18 protein-coding genes are annotated in these 19,787 nt (G+C 28.1%); 13 read left to right on the forward strand and 5 right to left on the reverse strand.

What is annotated here, in order from left to right:
• Positions 1-81 precede the first annotated feature (81 nt).
• The gene (locus tag ACTHUW_RS10245; protein WP_442198476.1) at positions 82-222 is read left to right on the forward strand and encodes a hypothetical protein; all 141 of its coding nucleotides are present in this window, start codon (positions 82-84) and stop codon (positions 220-222) included.
• 392 nt (positions 223-614) lie between these two features.
• On the forward strand, positions 615-1,436 hold the full coding sequence (locus tag ACTHUW_RS10250; RefSeq protein WP_442198483.1) for an IS3 family transposase: 822 nt from the start codon (positions 615-617) through the stop codon (positions 1,434-1,436).
• Between the two features lie 333 nt (positions 1,437-1,769).
• Here the strand turns inward: ACTHUW_RS10250 and ACTHUW_RS10255 are convergent, their stop codons facing one another.
• From ACTHUW_RS10255 to ACTHUW_RS10265, 3 genes are all read right to left on the reverse strand, one after another.
• Positions 1,770-3,134, reverse strand: coding sequence for a relaxase/mobilization nuclease domain-containing protein (locus tag ACTHUW_RS10255; RefSeq protein ID WP_442198477.1), 1,365 nt, complete (start codon positions 3,132-3,134; stop codon positions 1,770-1,772).
• On the reverse strand, positions 3,095-3,424 hold the full coding sequence (locus tag ACTHUW_RS10260) for a plasmid mobilization protein (RefSeq protein WP_442198478.1): 330 nt from the start codon (positions 3,422-3,424) through the stop codon (positions 3,095-3,097). Before ACTHUW_RS10260 ends, ACTHUW_RS10255 begins: the two co-directional genes overlap by 40 nt.
• 256 nt (positions 3,425-3,680) lie before the next feature.
• On the reverse strand, positions 3,681-3,989 hold the full coding sequence (locus tag ACTHUW_RS10265; protein WP_442198479.1) for a hypothetical protein: 309 nt from the start codon (positions 3,987-3,989) through the stop codon (positions 3,681-3,683).
• A gap of 164 nt (positions 3,990-4,153) precedes the next feature.
• Between ACTHUW_RS10265 and ACTHUW_RS10270 the strand changes: the two genes are divergently transcribed.
• The 4 genes from ACTHUW_RS10270 to ACTHUW_RS10285 all read left to right on the forward strand — a co-directional run bounded on the left by ACTHUW_RS10270 (position 4,154) and on the right by ACTHUW_RS10285 (position 10,565).
• Complete coding sequence (locus ACTHUW_RS10270) at positions 4,154-4,765, forward strand: helix-turn-helix transcriptional regulator (RefSeq protein ID WP_442198480.1); 612 nt, start codon at positions 4,154-4,156, stop codon at positions 4,763-4,765.
• A gap of 151 nt (positions 4,766-4,916) precedes the next feature.
• Positions 4,917-6,908 carry an ATP-dependent nuclease gene (locus tag ACTHUW_RS10275; RefSeq protein ID WP_442213179.1) on the forward strand — a complete coding sequence of 664 codons (1,992 nt, stop codon included), beginning with the start codon at positions 4,917-4,919 and terminating at the stop codon, positions 6,906-6,908.
• Positions 6,898-8,718 carry an ATP-dependent helicase gene (locus tag ACTHUW_RS10280; protein ID WP_442213182.1) on the forward strand — a complete coding sequence of 607 codons (1,821 nt, stop codon included), beginning with the start codon at positions 6,898-6,900 and terminating at the stop codon, positions 8,716-8,718. The genes ACTHUW_RS10275 and ACTHUW_RS10280 overlap by 11 nt, the downstream gene beginning before the upstream one ends.
• 53 nt (positions 8,719-8,771) lie before the next feature.
• Positions 8,772-10,565 (forward strand): hypothetical protein, encoded by a 1,794-nt coding sequence (locus ACTHUW_RS10285; protein ID WP_442213184.1) that lies wholly within the window; start codon positions 8,772-8,774, stop codon positions 10,563-10,565.
• Positions 10,566-10,674: 109 nt separating this feature from the next.
• Here ACTHUW_RS10285 and ACTHUW_RS10290 read toward each other — a convergent pair whose 3' ends face one another.
• Together ACTHUW_RS10290 and ACTHUW_RS10295 are read right to left on the reverse strand one after the other, a co-directional pair.
• The gene (locus ACTHUW_RS10290) at positions 10,675-11,202 is read right to left on the reverse strand and encodes an ImmA/IrrE family metallo-endopeptidase (RefSeq protein WP_442197764.1); all 528 of its coding nucleotides are present in this window, start codon (positions 11,200-11,202) and stop codon (positions 10,675-10,677) included.
• A 26-nt stretch (positions 11,203-11,228) separates the two neighbouring features.
• Positions 11,229-11,639 carry a helix-turn-helix domain-containing protein gene (locus ACTHUW_RS10295; protein ID WP_442197765.1) on the reverse strand — a complete coding sequence of 137 codons (411 nt, stop codon included), beginning with the start codon at positions 11,637-11,639 and terminating at the stop codon, positions 11,229-11,231.
• Between the two features lie 215 nt (positions 11,640-11,854).
• On the opposite strand from ACTHUW_RS10295, the gene ACTHUW_RS10300 reads away from it, so the two are divergent.
• The 7 genes from ACTHUW_RS10300 (at position 11,855) to ACTHUW_RS10330 (ending at position 19,768) form a co-directional block, all read left to right on the forward strand.
• Positions 11,855-12,169 carry a hypothetical protein gene (locus ACTHUW_RS10300; RefSeq protein WP_442197766.1) on the forward strand — a complete coding sequence of 105 codons (315 nt, stop codon included), beginning with the start codon at positions 11,855-11,857 and terminating at the stop codon, positions 12,167-12,169.
• The gene (locus ACTHUW_RS10305) at positions 12,156-12,722 is read left to right on the forward strand and encodes a hypothetical protein (protein WP_442197767.1); all 567 of its coding nucleotides are present in this window, start codon (positions 12,156-12,158) and stop codon (positions 12,720-12,722) included. The genes ACTHUW_RS10300 and ACTHUW_RS10305 overlap by 14 nt, the downstream gene beginning before the upstream one ends.
• A gap of 296 nt (positions 12,723-13,018) precedes the next feature.
• On the forward strand, positions 13,019-13,453 hold the full coding sequence (locus ACTHUW_RS10310) for an RNA polymerase sigma factor (protein WP_442197768.1): 435 nt from the start codon (positions 13,019-13,021) through the stop codon (positions 13,451-13,453).
• Positions 13,454-13,862: 409 nt separating this feature from the next.
• Positions 13,863-14,009 (forward strand): SHOCT domain-containing protein, encoded by a 147-nt coding sequence (locus ACTHUW_RS10315; RefSeq protein WP_442197769.1) that lies wholly within the window; start codon positions 13,863-13,865, stop codon positions 14,007-14,009.
• A gap of 61 nt (positions 14,010-14,070) precedes the next feature.
• On the forward strand, positions 14,071-15,840 hold the full coding sequence (locus tag ACTHUW_RS10320) for a recombinase family protein (RefSeq protein WP_442197770.1): 1,770 nt from the start codon (positions 14,071-14,073) through the stop codon (positions 15,838-15,840).
• A 110-nt stretch (positions 15,841-15,950) separates the two neighbouring features.
• Positions 15,951-18,527, forward strand: a complete 2,577-nt coding sequence (locus ACTHUW_RS10325; protein WP_442213186.1) for a type I restriction-modification system subunit M — start codon at positions 15,951-15,953, stop codon at positions 18,525-18,527.
• Entirely contained in the window at positions 18,524-19,768 is a 1,245-nt protein-coding gene (locus ACTHUW_RS10330) for a restriction endonuclease subunit S (protein ID WP_442213189.1), read from the forward strand. The genes ACTHUW_RS10325 and ACTHUW_RS10330 overlap by 4 nt, the downstream gene beginning before the upstream one ends.
• Positions 19,769-19,787: the final 19 nt, after the last annotated feature.

The raw sequence follows: 19,787 nt of genomic DNA on the forward strand, positions 1-19,787 counted from the left end.
CAATGTAAATAAACGTAGTAAATATGCGAGTTGTAGAGTTCTGCAACGAGCTAAAGATAAAACTAACTAGGAGGCATTTTAATGGGAAGAAAAAGACCAGAAACAAACAGAAGTAAAATAGCAAAGATGTTAATTGAAGAGTATGTTTGTAAAACAGCAGGAGATATTCAAGCTGTGTCAATAGTTGGAGAAAAGCTGGGCAAAGTTATCAATGTATTTTAAATATCCAAAGATATAAGAATTTTAATTTATAAAATAAATTCTATAGAAAGTTTCAATATATGACTAAGAATAAAGCTATATTTCTTAATGACTTTTCATTAGTTAAAAGCTTGTATTTAAATATGGATGACGCTTCTTTAAAATTGACTAATAGAATGCGATTTTTGGATAAGATAGTATTTAGATAAAATATATTTTGAAGATATAATATAAAAAACCATGGGTTTATAAATAATGGATTAATAGATATAATAATACTGAGTCTTTTAATGTGAATGATAATAGAACCGAAGCAGAAAAAGAACTTAAGATGGAGAATGATATTTTAAAGCAGCGGCACTAATATTAGGACAAAAATAGATTTGATTATAGCTAATAGATAGAAATACAGTATTAGTGCGATGTGTAGATTGCTTAAAATAACTAGAAGTCTAGTATATTACCATATAAATCATAGGAAAACTCTTCAAGAAGAAAGGCTATCAGAAGAAGATATAATCCTTGAAAATAAAGTTATAAAGATATTTAAAGAAAGCAAAAATAATTATGGAACAAGAAAAATAAAGAAAATGCTTGAAAAAGAAAAAATAGTTGCATCTAGAAAGAAAATAAGTGAAATCATGAATAAATATGGCTTAGTATCAAGTTATACAGTGAAACAATTTAAAGTGCATAGAACTAAATGTAATGAAGATGAAAATCCTAATATTTTGAATAGAGAGTTCCAAAGAGACAGTCTAGAAGCTGTAGTAAGTGATTTAACATATGTAAATGTAGCAGGTAAATGGAATTATATATGTGTATTAATGGATCTTTTTAATAGAGAAATAATTGGTTATGCTGTTGGCCCTAGAAAAGATGCAAACCTAATATATCAAGCATTTTTAAATTGTACATATCCTCTGGATAAAATCAGTATTTTCCATATTGACAGAGGAAATGAATTTAAAAACAAAGTTATAGAAGAAGTACTTACAACATTTAAGATAAGTCGATCATTAAGTGAAAAAGGATGTCCATATGATAATGCAGTAGCTGAAAGTTTATATCACATACTAAAAATAGAGTTTGTAAAAGGAAGAAGATTTGATAGTTTAGAAGTTTTGGAAAGAAAATTATTTGATTATGTAAACTGGTATAACAATTTAAGAATTCATGGATCATTGGACTATATGACACTTTCTGAATTCAGACAAGCTAGCATTGTTGGCTAATCAGAGAAAAAATTTAACACTTGATATTTATGTTAGGTTGGTTTTTAACCTAACATAAATATCAAGTAGCCAGGTCTTAAAAGAACATTTAATTGTTCGGTAAAAATATGTCCTAAAAAGGGTTGACATATCATAAGTGGACTAATCATTTATCTACAAACCTATAGTTCTTAAAAATTGTCTTTCTATTTTTAAATAAAAGAGTTGACAGTTAAATCGTTACAATGAAAATTATATTTTTTTAATTTATTGATCAATTGATTTTTAAATATATCATTTCACCTTCAAACTGAAGGACTATACACAAAATTATTCAAACTCGCAAATAGTATATTAATGGTTTCTTTTCATGTTTAGAGTTGCTTCCTTCCACTGCATATAAGTCTCTAAATTTAATTTTACAAAGTTAAGTTCGGAGACTTTTTCTTTTTTGTTATTGTATTCATTCATAAGCTCTTTTTTAGACCTTTCTAATTCTTTTAGTTTATCTTTTAGCTTAGGAATAGATGGTAATGTATTACTTGATTCTAAATCATCTAAATAGGCCTTAGCTGCTTTATAAAGAAGTAGTTCATTTGCATGTGATTTATAATATAAATCTTTATTGTCTGTTTTTTTAAATTCAATAAAAGTAGACTTATATTTTTTATAGGTTTCAATATATTTTATCTTTATAGCAAGAGCTTCAGATTCATTTTCTATATCTTTAATTTCAGATGCCACTTTCATCAAATTTAAATTATTGCTTTCTAAAATAAAGCTTAAATCTTCATAGCTAGTGATTTCGTATATATTCATTAAATTTAAGATTTTAGCCATATTTTTAAGATTATGTTGTTTAGCCCAAATAGCATATCCTCTAAATTCTTTTGCTTTATCATTATTTTTAAGGTCTATAACATTATCAATCTTATCTCTTTTATTAAAATATTTCTTTGCCTTATTTTTTATGTTAGATTTATAATTTTGATATTTTTCAATACGGGATATTATATTTTCTTGAGTATATTCTTCTCCAATTGTTTTAGATCTCGTAAATCTTTGTTGTTCTTTAGCTCTAAAAGAAATATGCTTACCTTTCTTGATTTCATATCCCATTTGTTCCATTAATCTTAAAAAATCATCCCAATCTTTTGCTCTCTTAATGGTGTTGTCTATACTATATTGCAACTTAGCCTTCCAAGAAGTACCCTTTTTAAATTCAGAGTATTCCTTATAAGATTTCCCGCTTTTTTTAGGCTCAAGTATTATATTTAAATTATAATCTTTACATAATTTATCACTGATATTTCTAATTTGATGATAGCTCTTCTTATTAGAATTATAGGCCCGTCCATCAATAAAACTGACATTATTAAATAATATATGATTATGAATATGGCCTTTATCTATATGGGTAGTTAGGACATATTCATATTTCCCATTGAGTGCTTTTTCTGCTAATTTTATCCCTATCTCATGGGCTAATTTAGGTGTTAGATTATCCTCGGGATCAAAAGATTGAATTAAATGTCTAGCCAAGTTTTTGGAAGAACTGTTCCAATTCTTTCTAGTTAAATCAAACTCTATAGATGCAGTTTCATGGCCACAAGCAAAAGTAGAAATCAAAATATTTTCATCAATTTTATCTTTATCACAAATATAATCAATAGATTTGTCTAAGGTAGTTTTAATAGGATGGATTTTTGTAATTGCCATATCTCATCTAACATCTCCTTTATTTCAGTAACATCTTCTTTGTAATATCTATCGGTGGAATTAATTCTTTTAGCGATTTGATTTATATTGGATCCAACTCTAGTTAGGTTCATATTCATTTCTTTTAAAGGCATATTATCCAAGATAAATATATTGCCATCTATGGCCATTTTTCTTAAATATGCACCCATGTTCTTTACATTGGATTCTCTCATTTTATTTTGAATTAAAAATCTTTCTTCATTAGTTACATAAAATTTTAACTGATTATTTCTTTCTCTATTTGCCATAGTGTGTGCTCCTTTCTTTAAGGATTTTAATAGGGGATTGGGGATACTCCCCAACAAGCAATTATCTATTTTTCTAAGAGAAAATAGATAATTAATCGGAAGTGGGTACTCACTTCCTGTGCTTGCTAATAAAGTATTAAATGTTCTAAATAAAACAATAAGAACCATTAGTGCTTTAAAAAATATAATAAAAAACTATCACCTGAGTGTAACTAGTGATAGCTGATAGTTTAATAATGTATATTAAAATTTAATTCTAAAATGTAAATGCCAAAAACTGAGTCATTTTGTAATTCAACCTATTTAGTAGGTATGGGAATGACTCAATAAATAAACCAATAAGACCAAAACATAGAAAAAGTAGAGCTGCTATTGCTACTTGAGGTGTTCCACTTACAATTCCACCTATAAGTCCAATGAAAACTAAAATATTTAGAATACCTAGCATAAATTTACCGAAAAAAGTGAAAATGCTTAAAATGATATTTAAAATGAATATGAAAATAATTAATAAAAGCAAAACTAATTTTATAGGTAGTAATAATATATTTGCAATAATTTTCATGATAACACCTCCAAATATCCTTGCTTTAATTATAGACACTAATATGTCTATTGTCAATATAAAATAGACATATTAGTGTCGGTAATATATAATAATAGTTATTATATACAAAATGAATATAAAAAATAGAAATGATAAAAATTTTAATTCAGAGGGGGCTGAAATTGAAAACAAATAGAAAATTAGACATAATTATTTTGCTACTAGGAGGAAATGAGTTATCAGCCCAAGAGTTAGCAGAAAAATTTAATGTAACCGAAAAAACAATATATAGAGATATAGATTATATAAGAGAATCAGGAATACCCATAGTAGGTAAAAGAGGAGTGAAGGGTGGATTTAGAGTAGAGGATAAAGAATTGTTAAGAGATAATAATATTACATTAAAAGAACAGCATAAATTAATGAAACTATTGAAAAATCAAGATAGGATACCAGAAGAACAATTAGATGAAATTATGCGTTCAATAGAAAATTTATTTAGAGATAATAGGATTAATTGGATTGAACCTGAATTTGAAGATACTAAAATGAATGAAACTTTTTTTATAATTAAGAATTCAATTGAAGATTGTAATGTATTGGAATTATATTTTAAAACAAATGAAAAACAAACTAGAAATATGAAGATAGAACCCTATCAAATTCTTATAGGTAATAATGATTTATATTTAAGATTTTTTAATTTAAAGGAAAATAATTGGGATAAAATTTCTGTGAATAATATTAAAAAAATAATTGTATTAAATGAAAGTTTTATTAGGAGAACTATCTAATTGAATGAGGAAAATTTTAAAATTTAATTTAATCTTTATGTAAACAGTTAATAATATTATAGAATTAAGTTAATGAGAATTTTTAAATGTAAAATATAATTTTATATTTACTATAGTTATAAATTTAAAATATTATACGAGGTGGATAAAAATGAAGAGTTTATATATTTCAAGAGCTATAATAAAAAACTATAGAAATTTTAAATATGCTGATATAAAATTAGATCATAAGCAAGTTATTATTGGAGAAAACAATATTGGAAAAACCAACCTTTTAAGAGCATTACAGTTGATTTTAGATCCAACCCTTTCCGATGATGATAGATACCTAGAAGAGAGTGATTTTTATAATGGGATAAAAGATCCTATGGGAAATAAAGAAATTATAGAAATAAAAATATATATTAGCAATTATACTAATAATAAAAATATTTTAGCCCAGTTTTCTGATGCTACGATAAAGGAAGGTAGTGAAGAAAAACTTTTAATAACATATAGATACTTCCCAATTGTAAGAGAAGATGGACAAGTTGAATATGAATATATAATTTTCAAAGGAAAAAATGAGCAGAATCGTTTTATATATTCAGACAGAAGATATTTAAATTTAAAAGTTATTAAAGCCTTAAGAGATGTAGAAATAGAAATGAAAAACTCTAAGACTTCTCCTATTAATAAAATACTTAAAAATTATTCTATTGATAATAACGAACTTAATGAGATTGCAGATAAATTAGAAGAAAGTGGATCACAAATATTAGATTTAGATGAAATAACAGATCTTGTTAACAATATCAATACTAGATTCACTAATATACTCGGTAATAAGAATGACTTCACAGTTTCTTTAAAAACTATGGATATTGATCCTACTAAACTTATTTATTCATTAAAGTTATTTTTATCTGATAGAAGTATTAGTGATATTAGTTTGGGATTAAATAATATTCTATATATATCTTTAGTTTTACTTTTAATTCAAGATACTACTATACCGACGTATATAAAAAGAGATAAATTTGAAGAACTTAAAGAGAAAGATGAGGAAAAAATACTAGATATTACTTATGATAAAAATGATAAAGAAAATTATTTTATAAAAAAAGATTTGAGTATAGAAACAATGAATAAACTGTATAATTTTATGGAAATATATGAGCCTAGATATGATGGTGTAACAATTTTAGCAATTGAAGAACCAGAATCACATTTACATCCTACATATCAAAGATTAATCTATAAAGAAGTTATTAGAAAGAGTAATAACTCTGTTTTATTGACAACACATTCAACACATGTTACTTCAATATCACCTATAAAATCAATTGTGCACTTACATAGAAGTAAACAAGAAGGAACAAAAATTAGTACAACTACAGAGTTAAATTTATTAGAAAATGAATTGGCAGATCTTGAGAGATATATTGACATTAAACGTGGAGAAATATATATGGGCAGAGGGGTTATACTTGTTGAAGGTATTACAGAAGAATATTTAGTTCCTAAATTCGCAGACTTATTAGGACAACCTTTAGATGAGAAAGGAATAATTGTGTGTAATATAAACTCTACTAATTTCAAACCATATGTAAAACTACTTAGGAAATTAGAAATTCCTTTTGTTGTTATAACAGATGGAGACTTTTATTATAAAGAATTAGATAAAGGAAAGATAAAAAAAGTATTCCATACTATGATTAATGATGAAGATGATAGAGAATTAGGGTATTTAGGCCATGATATAATAAAAGAAATTATATTAGACTTAGGTATAATTCCAGATAATGAAATACCAGATAATTTTCAAGAACAAGACAACTTATTTAGAAATGTAGGTTTCTATGTAGGCTATTATACATTTGAAGTGGATATGATGGAGGCATGTGCAGAAGATATTAATTCAAAGAATATTATAATAAAATTATTCGATACATTAACAGATGGAGGAAATATCCAAAAGAAAAACTTTAAAGAAGAATTAGAAAATGGTGACTATTGGAAGTGTCTTAGAAAAATAGATGGTAATGGAATTGGCAAAGGCAGATTTGCTCAAAGAATGTCTCAAGTATGTTTAAAAGAACATATTCCTGGATATATTTCCGACGCTATAGAAGATATATATACAAAGGTAGATGAATTATAATATGGGATATTATTTAGAAAAGCTTAATCAAATAAAAAAAGATGAGAGTCAGTTAAAGGCATATAGGAGTGAGGACAGTACTGTAGTTATTGCTGGGCCAGGCAGCGGGAAAACAACTGTATTAACAATTAAGATAATGAACTTATTATTAGAAAAAATTAAAGAACCTAGAGGATTAGCTTGCATTACATTTAGCAGAGAAGCAGCTAGAGAATTCAAAGATAGGTTATATAGACTTGGCTATAATGAGAGGGAAAATGTATTTTTAGGAACTGTACACTCGTTTTGCATGTCAGAAATTTTGTTCAGCTTTGCACATTTATATGATTATAAAATTCCAATGCCTGTAAAAATAATTTCTCAAAGTAAGAAAAGGGCTCTATTTAATCAAGTAGTTAATGATCTAGGTCTTGGAGAAACAAGAGTTAAAATTATTGAAATGGACAAAGAAAGAACATTGAATATTAAGGGAATGAGTGATGTTAAGGTCCCCTCATATGATGTTGCATTAACAGTAGCACAAGAATATGAAGAAAGACTTTATAACCTAGGTCTAATGGATTATGAAAGTATCATAAAGTTCTCTACAGTCTTAATACAAGAGCAAGAATATGTAAGAAAATGCTTAAATGCTAAATTCCCTTGGGTTTTAATCGATGAGTACCAGGACTTAGGTAGACCTTTACATGAGATGGTATTATCCTTATTTACTTCAACAGAGATTAAAATTTATGCAGTAGGGGATCCAGACCAATCAATTTATGGGTTTTCAGGGGCTATCCCTGATTACTTACACGAATTATATAGACGTACTGATATTATACCTATAGAATTAAAAAATAATTATAGAAGTAATCAAGGTATTGTTGATAGTTCAGAATTAATCCTAAAAGAAAAAAGAAATTATACTGCTATTACAAGAGAAGATGAAGAGGCAGAATTGATTTTTATTACTTGTGAAGAAGATCTAGAAGAACAATATAATTATTGTATAGAAAATATAATTCCATTTTTCCAAGAAAAAAATATACCTTTAGAAGAAATTGCAATACTTGTAAAAGGTAATAATGATATTAAGAACTTGGCTATAAAACTTAAAAGAGCAAATATACCATACTATATTTCTAAACATGATTTTGAACGATCTGACTTTGTTAAGTGGTTAGAAAGTTGTGCTTCATGGGTTATTGATAAAGTGAGTACTTCATATGATAAAATATATTGCTATTGGGAAAAAATAAATTCAACCCATATAGAGGACAAATATTTTAATGATGAAAATAGGATAATTGAAAAAAGAAAACTTTATAATATATTAATAAATAGCTGTAAATATAAAAATAGTATAGAAAGTTGGTTGAAATATATTATTGTAGAATTAGATATAGCACTTTTATTAGAAAAATCAGATATATATCCAGATGAGATTAAAAACTTAGAAAGACTGTTGAAAGTTTCCTCTGAAGAAGGATATAAAAGTTATAATATATCTGATTTTTCTAAATTAGGTAAACCTGAAAATCAAATTACTATAACAACAAGACATAGTTCGAAAGGACTTGAATTTGAAGTAGTAGTAATGTTAGGGATGGAAGAAGGTAATTTTCCGGATTTTAGGACGGTTGATGATAAGGTAAGACTAGCAGAAGAGCGAAGAACTTGTTTTGTTTGTATTAGTAGAGCTAGGAAAACTTGTATTATGATACGTTCAAAGCTTCATAATATACCAACTAAGAGAGGAAATTGGGCTAAGAAGTTTCAACCATCAAGATTTTGGCTAGAACTCTATAAAAAACATAATAATATTTGATTTAATTAATATGAATATTAGTCAATAATACGTTTAGTGATTGGAGTGATCTTATGGATATTGAAAAAATAGCTACGTCATCTATACAAAATTTAATATCTAGAAATTCATATCTAGAACCTATTATAAGTGATAATGATAAGACACCAGTATGGGATGGGGATGTATTTGTTTATAAGACTAAAGATTTGCATAAGAAAAATAAAAATTTAATTGGTAGAGTTCCAGTGCAAGTAAAAGGACACAGTTTAGAATCAATAAACTTAGAAGAATCCAATGATATAGACTTTAGAGTAAACAAGGATGATATGCAGAAATATCTTATGGATGGTGGAATTATTTATTTTGTAGTGTATATTGATAGAGAGACAGAAGTGATTTTTTATAATTCATTATTGCCTTTAGACTTAGAAAGACTTATAAAAAGATATGAAAAACAAGATACATTTAAAATAGAATTTAAACAGTTACCAAAAGAAGAAAGAAAACAGGCAGATGTATTTTTGGATTTTATCCAAAACAGAAAAAAACAACATGGTACATTGATACCAGAAATATTATATACTGATGATATTGAAAAAATTCAAGATCAGATTAAAAACTTTACATTTAGCTATAGTACAGTTGAAGCTAAAAGTTCAATTCCATTTAAAGAATTAACAACTCGTGATTTTTATATATATGCTGAACCTAGAGGAATAGGAAACCCGATACCTTTTGATAAAGCTAGTAATGCAATAATTAATATCCAAAACAACTTAAATATATCTGTAAATGGACAAACTTACTATAAAAATGCATATGTACAATGGAAAGAAGGTATATCAAGAGTTATATGTGGAAAATCAGTAAAAATAAATTTTAATGATGTCAATAAAAGTAACATAGCTAATCTGACTATCAATATTCAATTTAACGGAACTCTTAATGAGCAGTTAAATGATTTAAATTTCATTAAATCAATAATGATAAATAAAGAATTTTATGTAAATGGAATTAAAATTCCTTATGAAAATTTTAATTTTAAAGACAAGAAAGATTTAAATAGTAGGATAAAGGAACTGGATTATATTAAGAAACGTTTGAAATATTATGGGGTAAAAACAGATTTTAATTTAAAGAATCTAACTCATGAAGATGATTTTAAATTATCACTATTAATGGAAACAAACCCTTCAACTAAAGTTTTTAATATCAATTTATCAGAAAGTAATTTATTAAAAATAAAAATTTCAAATATATTCCTTATATTAATTGTAAAAGAAAATAAAAATAAAGAATTCTATGAAATTGAAGACTTTTTTACAAGTGAATTAAATGTTACTTATATTCCATCAGGCCAATGTAATCATGTACCTATAAGTCAATTTTTAATTTTACAAAAAGAAGGTCTACTAGCTGATAATATAAATGCAAAAAAAATTCTTAAGGGTATAAAAAAATACCATATGGAATCAAAGGATCTTGAATATGTCAATAATTTTTTATTAGAAGCTATCAAGGCATATGATGATCAAAGTAATCAACATGATGAATTAAGATATTTGATATATAAGCTTTCAGAATGGCTTTATGAAGAAAGTAGGGAAGATTATATTTTTTTGAATTTAGCTCAAGTTAAATATAGGCTAGGAAAACTAAAAGAATTTGATTTACAGAAAATAAGAGATATTAGATTAAGCAATGAAGATAATTGTGAAATTTTGGCAGCAACTTCAATATTATTAGGAGAAAAAGAAAATGCTAGATCTTTAATTAATAAAATAGAACTAGAGAAAAAAGAGATGTTTATTTCTTACCCAATATATTCTTTACTGGATTATAAAAACACACATGATAAAAAATAAAAATAAGGTTTAGCCTACGCTAATCCTTATTTTTATAGTTAAGATAATAAATAAAATCTTTAAATAAATTAAAATAAGTTTTACCTTCAAATTACCTTTAGAATAAACCCTAAATCTTAACCTTATTAAAAAAATTACCCTTTGGAGCATGTCTCAAATTATAGTTTGCTCCATATCTATTCATTTCGTTCATTTTGAATATCAACAGATTTAGATTTACGTTTAAAATACTTGCTATTTCAACATCTGTATATTCTTCATTTATAAGCTCTACAATTTTATTTTCATCTAATAAGAGATGAGCTGCAAAGATATTGGCTTCATATTCTGGTTCTGAAGTTATATCAAATATCTGATATTCCTTAAATGGAGAGTTCTTAGTTAGATGCCTATGAAGAGCATCATGACCAAGTTCATGTGCTAAAACCATTCTAATCATATATTCTTGCATACGAGAATTAAGAAATATAAACCTATTTCTTTCAATGACAGTATACATACCTAGCAATTTAGTGGCGTCATTAAAATATTTAATTTTAATATTAGATCCTCTTGCAATTTCAAAGGGATCATTGGTATTAAATTTACTAATAACATTTTTAACACGATTATAAATTAAAGTATTTTTAGAATCCATGTTGCACCTCCAAAGCTTGGCAGTACCTACTTATCTTTTTTATATTTATTAGGAGTATATTTCTTGTTTTCTAATTTAGCCTCAAAAAATGCTTCTTGCAGTGCATCGAAAACTATTTTTTTATCTTCTTCAGATAATTCTCCACCTGCAAACAAACTACGAGCATTTTCAATAAGCTCTTCTGCTCCTTTTTTTCCACGATAACCATACTTTTCACCAGCAGTCAAAATAAAATCATTTCCTTCAGTGAGTAAATAATTTACATCTATTTGAAATATTTCAGCAATCTTATGATAAATCTTTCTATATCTTGGTAGTGTCTCACCTAACTCATAGGACTTTAATGTACGCAAAGAAACCCCAATGCTATCTGCTAATTCTTGTTGAGTTAAATTTTCATTATTTCTAAGTTCTCTTAGCTTTTCAGCAAAATTCATGGTGTCCTCCTTCTAAGGTGCAATTTAAATGCACCAATATTTAAATTTATCTTGACAAGTGTATATTAAATGCACTATAATTCAATTAAAGGCAACTGAATTACACTTATTATACAATGAATTGCACTTTATGTCAATATAAAGCTAGTGGTATGATTTACCACATGAAAAATTATAAAAATTAAAAGATATGTAGATGAAAGGAGAGCTGTTGATTGAATATAAACATTTCATGTCATAAGCCTGTTTTTTCAGAGAGTATCGTTGGATTAAATGGTTTTGAATTTAATAAATTAGTCTGCTTTATTGCTGAAGGTGATTTACCTCAGGGTATAGCGGAAGGCTGTTTCTTATTTACGGAAATAGGAACCTCTTTTAAGAAAGGTGATTTAATTATTACTAGAACAAAGAGTGAGACATATAAATATAAAATCAAATATGCAAATGAGATAGAATCTGATTATTTTGGCAGGGTACTTATGGCAACAAAATTATTTGCCAAGGAGGAATTGCGTAATGGATATCAATAATTTAGAAAACAAAATAGAAATTCCTTTTAAGGAGAGTAAGGAGTTAGAACATAATATAAAAATATTATTAGGTCTTTATAGGAAAGTAAATTTTCGTGTACAAGAAAGAATTAAAACTTTAGAAGCAGAAACATATGAATCGAAAAGAAAACATCTAGAAGACTTAGTAGTATCATTATTAGAAATAGATACAAATATTAACCATGAGAAATTTGAAGATCAACTCATAGGCATAAATGAGAGCTTAACCTTACTTCAAATTATGGACAAGGCTTTAGAAAGATTAAGAAACTATCCTGGTAATGAGGAACTATATGCAAATATAGTGGAACTAAGATTTTTTCATAAAGAAGTGTATAGCCATGAAGCTATAATAAGAAAAGTAAATATGTCTAGATCTTCTTATTATCGTCATTTACCAAAAGCCATACAAAGTTATGGAGTGATGCTTTTTGGATATGCTTTACCTGAAGTAAGGGAGCTTATTTCTAATAATGATATAGAAACATATGATATGAAAGTTGCTGAAAAACCCTCTAATTACAATGATTAAAAAACTAAATAATTAACCACTTAAAAATGAGACTATATTGGGACTTAAATGGTACTGACTTGGTACTGTAATGAGACTTTAAGCCATATATACTATCCATAATGGGCGAACTATCCCTGCTTTGAAGCGGGGATTTTTTATTGCCTAAATTTATATAGGTGCATGAGCCATACGACAAAGAAATGTCGTGTGGCTTTTTTTATGCCCAAATGGAGGAAATATGGGAAAAAGAGAACGAGCTCCACCGGTCTCCTTATGAATGAAAAAAGAAATTCAAATTCATAAGGAGGTACGAAATGAGTCGTAAAAAAATAAGGGGAAAATATGTTTTACCCGTAAATGGCAAGTTAATTCCAGTATCAAGAGAGGTCTATGAAAGTTTCTATACTCATAAAAGACGTGAAAAATATTTAGAAGAAAGGGATAGAGATAAAGGGCTTATGCGCTTTAGTAATTACGACACCAAAGACAGAAATTTTATAGATTATGCTGAAGACAAAAATATTGATGTGGAAAAGGTGGTTGAGACAGGGATGATTATAAAAGAATTGTATAAAGCATTAGATGGATTAAATCTAGAAGAAAGAGATTTAATTACTCAAATATTTTTTGAAGAAAGATCTATAAGAGATATAGCTAGAGAGAAGAAGATTAGCCATGTAGCAATACAAAAAAGAAGAAATAAAATATTAGCAAAACTTAAAGATGTATTAAAAGATTTAGAAGATTAGGTTACCACGCCCCCTTACTTTTCGGCTTATTAGTAAGGGGGTATTTTTTATCCTTAAAAAATGAACATTGATAATTTAATAGACTAAGCAGATACATTTTGTTCAGTATGAGCCTATAAGCATAAACGCCAGGACAATCTAATTCCTTTAATAAAGAAAAGAAGAGTAAAGATAAGAGCGATTTTTTATGACTGAAACATGGAACTGGAAGATCCATAGGCCAAGAAATACTGACATTTTAAAGATACTTTCGTATAGCCACAGTCCGAGCGTTAAAAGCGTCACAGGCAATGGGTACGGCTCGTCATAATAATGAGGAGAGGTCAATTCCTATGGAGTGGTTCTCCAACCACCATCTGCAATGTCAAAAAACTTACATATACAAATAAATATAGAAAGGATAAAAAATATGGAAAATAACATATTAAGATACAGTATGCAGATTGCTATGTTAAAACAATTATTAGTAAAAGAGCTTATAGATAAAATTGAATATTATAAAATAAAAAATGAACTTATGAAAGATTATAAAATATCTTCAGATTTAACCTCTTAAATTGTGTATCTATATGATATAATAGAACTATACAAAGGAATACAATTTAGGAGGTCTTTTTATGAAAAAAGTTGAAGTAATAAAAGGAGGAAATCTTTTAAGTGAAAGAAACCAAGGAAAGGAAATAAACTTAAAAAGAGTTGCTGCTTATTGTAGAGTTAGTACAGATAATGAAGAACAGCTACAAAGTTATAGATCTCAGGTAAGATATTATACAGATTTAATAAATGGAAATAAAGATTGGACTATGGTTGATATTTATGCAGATGAATCAATAACTGGTACACATATAGAAAAAAGAGTAGAATTTCAAAGATTAATAAATGATTGTATGAATGGGGATATAGATATGATAGTAACTAAATCTATATCTAGATTTGCAAGAAACACCCTTGATACATTAAAATATGTAAGAAGATTAAAAGAAATAAATGTGGCGGTATTCTTTGAAGAAGAAAATATTAACACTTTAACTATGGATGGAGAGTTACTGTTAGTTATATTAAGTTCGGTTGCACAGCAAGAAGTTGAAAATATTTCAGCCAATGTAAAAAAAGGTTTAAAAATGAAAATGAAAAGAGGAGAACTAGTAGGATTTCAAGGATGTCTTGGATATGATTATCATATTGAAGATAAAAGTATTTCTATAAATGAAGAAGAAGCTGAGATAATCCGTTATATATTTAAACGGTATCTTGAAGGTGCAGGAGGAAGTGTAATATGCCGAGAATTAGAAAACCTTGGGTATAAATCACCAAGGGGTAAAAAGAAATGGACTCCTACAACAGTATTAGGAATTATAAAGAATGAAAAATACAAAGGTGATATATTAATGGGAAAAACATTTACTGTGGATCCTATTAGCAAGAGAAGATTAGATAACTTTGGAGAAGAAGACAAGTTTTATATAAAAGATCATCATGAAGCAATCATAAGTACTGAAGACTTTGATAAAGCACAAGAGATAAGAATGAAAAGAGCTTCAAATAGAAATACAGTATTATCCAAAGGAGGAAAGAGAGAAAAGTATAGTAGAAAATATGCTTTTAGTAGCCTATTAGAATGTAGATTTTGTGGAGGAAATTTATCAAGAAGATCATGGCATAGTAAAACAGAGTATAATAAAGTTGTATGGCAATGCGTTGTAGGAACAAAAAAAGGTAAAAAATATTGTCCTGAGAGTAAGGGTATAGAAGAAGAGGCTATTAAGGGAGCATTTCTAGAAAGCTATAGACAGTTATGCTCTAATAATCAAGACGTAGTAGAAGAATTCTTAGTTCGTGTAGAAAAAACTTTAAATGATAGTTCTATTGCAAAAGAGATAAAAAAATTAGATAATGAAATTGCTTCAATTTTAGTAAAACAAGATTCATTGGTTGATTTAAGATTAGATCAGAAAATAGATGAAAAGATATATGAAGATAAATATGTTTCATTGCAAAATAAATACTTAGAGAAAAGTAAAGAGAAAGAAAGCCTAGAATTTAATTTAAAAAATGAAAATAATATAAAGAAGCGAATGAAAGAATTTAAAAATATATTGGAGAATAATGAAGTCTTAAAAGAATTTGATAGATTTGTTTTTGAAAGTATAATAGAAAAGGTTATTGTTGGCGAGATAGACGAAGATCAAAATATAAATCCTTATAAATTAACATTTGTTTATAAGACAGGATTTAGAGATAATATAGATGGAAGTAAATTTAAAACACCTAGAAAAAATGAGAGTCAAAAGAATAAAAAGGATGCAGAAGAATCTTCTGAATTGTGTTCCCATAGTAGCGACAAGGACGATAAATTGTGTTCCTATAGTAGTGACAACACATGTTGAAGCCGTAACACTGCTTGCGAAGGAGTGAAACGACTGAAGAAGTAGATGTACGTCTCATGTCAGGAATATATAGAGCAAAAATTTAACACTTATGAAAGGAAGAATAAAATATGATTACATCAGAGGAAATTAAAAGACGATTATGGGATGGGGCCAACGAATTAAGAGGCTCTATGGATGCAAGTAGATATAAAGATTATATGCTGGGACTTATGTTCTATAAATTTTTAAGTGATAAAACTTTAGATGCTTTTAAAACTTCAGCACGCCTTGGTAAAATAAAAGAAGAGGAACTTGTAAGAGAATATAAAAAAGCTAGTGAAGATTATGGTGAAATTCTATATGGAACCATTCAGAAAGTGTTAGGCTACTATGTTGAACCAGAATATTTGTATCATACTTGGATAAGTGATATAAACTCTGGAGATTTTGAAGTTCAGAAAGTAACTGACAGCTTACATAATTTTGAGCGTTCCATCTCAATAGGAAGTGGTACAGATGATTTTAAAGGCTTATTTTCAAATTCTACAATAGACCTAACAGATACAGCTCTTGGAAGTAATTTAAATGAAAGAAGTAAAAACATACAAGCTTTAATCATGCTATTTGCAGATTTAAATATGGTATCTCTCCAAAAAGGAGATGTTTTAGGAGATGCCTATGAATATTTAATAGGACAATTTGCTATGGAATCTGGAAAGAAGGCAGGAGAGTTCTATACTCCCCATCAAGTAAGTGAAGTTATGGCACAAATAGTCTCTAAATCATCTGAAATTGAATCAATATATGACCCAACTGTGGGATCGGGCTCTCTACTACTTACGGTTGGTAAACATCTAGAAAAGGACGAGCAAAAAAACCTTAGTTATTATGGACAAGAAAAAAATACTGCAACCTATAATTTGACACGCATGAACCTACTCTTACATGGAGTGAGGCCTGAAAAGATGACTGTAAGAAATGGTGACACACTTTCTCATGACTGGCCTGAAGATCCAGAAAAACCTAATGAAGGCATTCAATTTGATGCAGTAGTTATGAACCCTCCCTATTCTGTTAAAAAGTGGAATCGTGTAGGACTGAAGATAAGCGATCCAAGATTTGAAATTGCAGGGGTACTGCCACCAGATTCAAAGGGGGATTTTGCCTTTCTCTTACATGGATTATTTCATCTTAGACAAAGTGGGACTATGGCTATTGTATTACCACATGGAATATTGTTTCGAGGAGGAGCAGAAGGTGAAATCCGTAAAAGACTCTTAGATAAAAATTATATTGATACAATCATAGGATTGCCGAGTAGTTTATTCACCAATACAGGTATTCCTGTAGTAGTTCTTATATTAAAGAAAAATAGAAGACTAGATGAACCAGTTCTACTTATAGATGCTTCTAAAGACTTTATAAAGGTTGGCAAGCAAAATGTATTAGAAGAAAAGCATATTGCAAAAATAGTGGATACCTATATGGAAAGAAAGAATCAGGAAGCATATAGCTCCTTGGTTTATCGTGAAGATATCATAGAAAATGATTATAATATGAACATTCCTAGATATGTAGTATCAAAAAGCGAAGAAATAAGTCATGATGTTGATGCACACTTACTAGGAGGTATACCTAAAAGAGATATTGAAGGATTAAAAATACTTAACAAGGTTGTTCCAAATGTTTTAAAAAGTGCATTAGAAGAAAAACGAGAAGGATATTATGAACTAAACAAAGAAATAAAGAAATTGACAAAAGAAATAATAGAAAGTAAAAATGTAAAAGAAAAATCATCAGAAATGGAAACAACCATAAATGCATATATAGATAGATATTGGGATGTTTTAATAAATATAGATAAGGAAACAAATATTAAAACTGTCATGGAAGATATGCTATCTGAAGTTAAAGAAATACTATCTAAATTCCAATTTATAAATATTTATGATGCATATCAAAATATTGCTCAAATTTGGAAGGATTCTCTAACAAAAGACTTAGAATTGATATCTCAGAGTGATTTATATACAGCTGCGCACACAAGAGAAGCTCTTATAGTTACTAAAGGATCAGGCTCAAACAAGAGAGAAGAACAAGTAGGCTGGATAAGTAGTATTATACCAAATGAACTTATTATAAAGCGATTATTTACTACAGAGGCAGCAAATATTGAAAGATTAAAGGAAGATGTATCAGAAATAGAGATGAAACTAGATGAGTTAGTTGAAGCAGCAAAGGTTGAAGATTCTGAGGAAAATGAAATACTATATGAATGTTTAACAAAAAATAAAGAAGGTGAAGCTGGAAATTCTTTTGTAGGTAAGGATGTTAAGAATGAGCTTAAAGAATATCAAAAAGGAACAAAAGAATATGATTTGTTAAATGATGTAAAGTATCTCTTATCTGATAGAAGTACACTGAATAAATTAATAAAAGAAGAAGAAAAAGAACTTAAAGAAGCTGTAGAAGAACGCATCTTATCATTGACAGAGGAAGAAATACATTCCTTAGTTTTTGAAAAGTGGTTTGGAAATTTAATAGAAGAAATGATAGACTTAATTGAAAGACCCTTAAAAAAAGAATTAGAAATGTTGAAAATGCTAGATGATAGATATAAATTGACCTTAGATGATTTAGATAGTGAATATAAGGAGCTTGAGACAAATTTTGAAAGTTTAGTATCACAGTTGGTGAGAGTATGAAAAAGGATAAATTAGTACCTAAAAGAAGGTTTAAGGAGTTTGTGAATGATAAAGCTTGGGAACAGCGTAAGTTGGGAGAGGTTACGGATGTAATGGATGGTGATAGGGGAAACAACTATCCATCAGGTGATGATTTTTGTGAACAAGGTCATACTCTTTTCTTAAGTGCTATGAATGTTACGAGGTATGGATTTTCTTTTGATAGTAACCAATATATTACAGCAGAAAAATCTAACCTATTAGGAAATGGTAAATTAGAACTTGATGATATAGTTCTAACTTCTCGTGGTTCATTGGGACATGTTGCTTGGTATAACAGTGATATAAAGAAACTTGTACCATTCGCACGTATAAATTCTGGCATGCTAATTCTTCGTTCTAAAGAAGAAATTGAGCCTAGTTATATTGCTCAGTATTTGAAATCACCACTTGGAGAAAGACAAATTGATTTAATCAGTTTTGGTTCTGCACAACCACAATTAACAAAAAAAGATATATCAAATTATAATATTCTAGTACCAGGAAAAGATGAGCAAATTAAATTGGGTACCTTTTTTTCCAACCTCGACAAGCTTATCACCCTTCATCAGCGTAAGCTTAAAAAGCTTAAAGAATTAAAATCATCTTATCTTTCAGAAATGTTTCCACAAGAAGGAGAAAAATACCCAAAGCGAAGATTTGATGGTTTTACTGACCCTTGGGAACAGCGTAAGTTGGGGCACTTGGGCTCGGTTGCTATGAATAAGAGAATTTTTAAAGATCAAACGTCTGAAGCAGGAGATATTCCATTTTATAAAATTGGAACATTCGGTGGCGAACCGGATGCCTTTATCCCTCGTAAGCTATACGAGGAATACAAAGCTAAATATCCATATCCAGAAGTTGGTGATATATTAATCTCTGCTTCTGGAAGCATAGGGAGAACAGTGGAATATACGGGTAAAGATGAGTATTTTCAAGACTCTAACATTGTATGGTTAAAACATGATGGAAGATTAGATAATTCTTTTTTAAAGCAATTTTACTTGGTAGTAAAATGGGAAGGATTAGAAGGAAGTACAATTAAACGGTTATATAATAAAAATATTTTAGAAACTGAAATTCTAGCACCTTCATTATTAGAACAAGCAAAAATTGGCACCTTCTTCCATCGACTCGACAAGCTTATCACCCTTCATCAGCGTAAATTAGAAAAGCTAGAAAATATTAAAAAAGCCTACTTAAATGAAATGTTTGTGTAGAAAGAAAGGGGGAGTTTCG

It is taken from the genome of Senegalia sp. (in: firmicutes) (genome assembly GCF_052088025.1).
GTDB lineage: Bacteria > Bacillota > Clostridia > Tissierellales > SIT17 > Anaeromonas.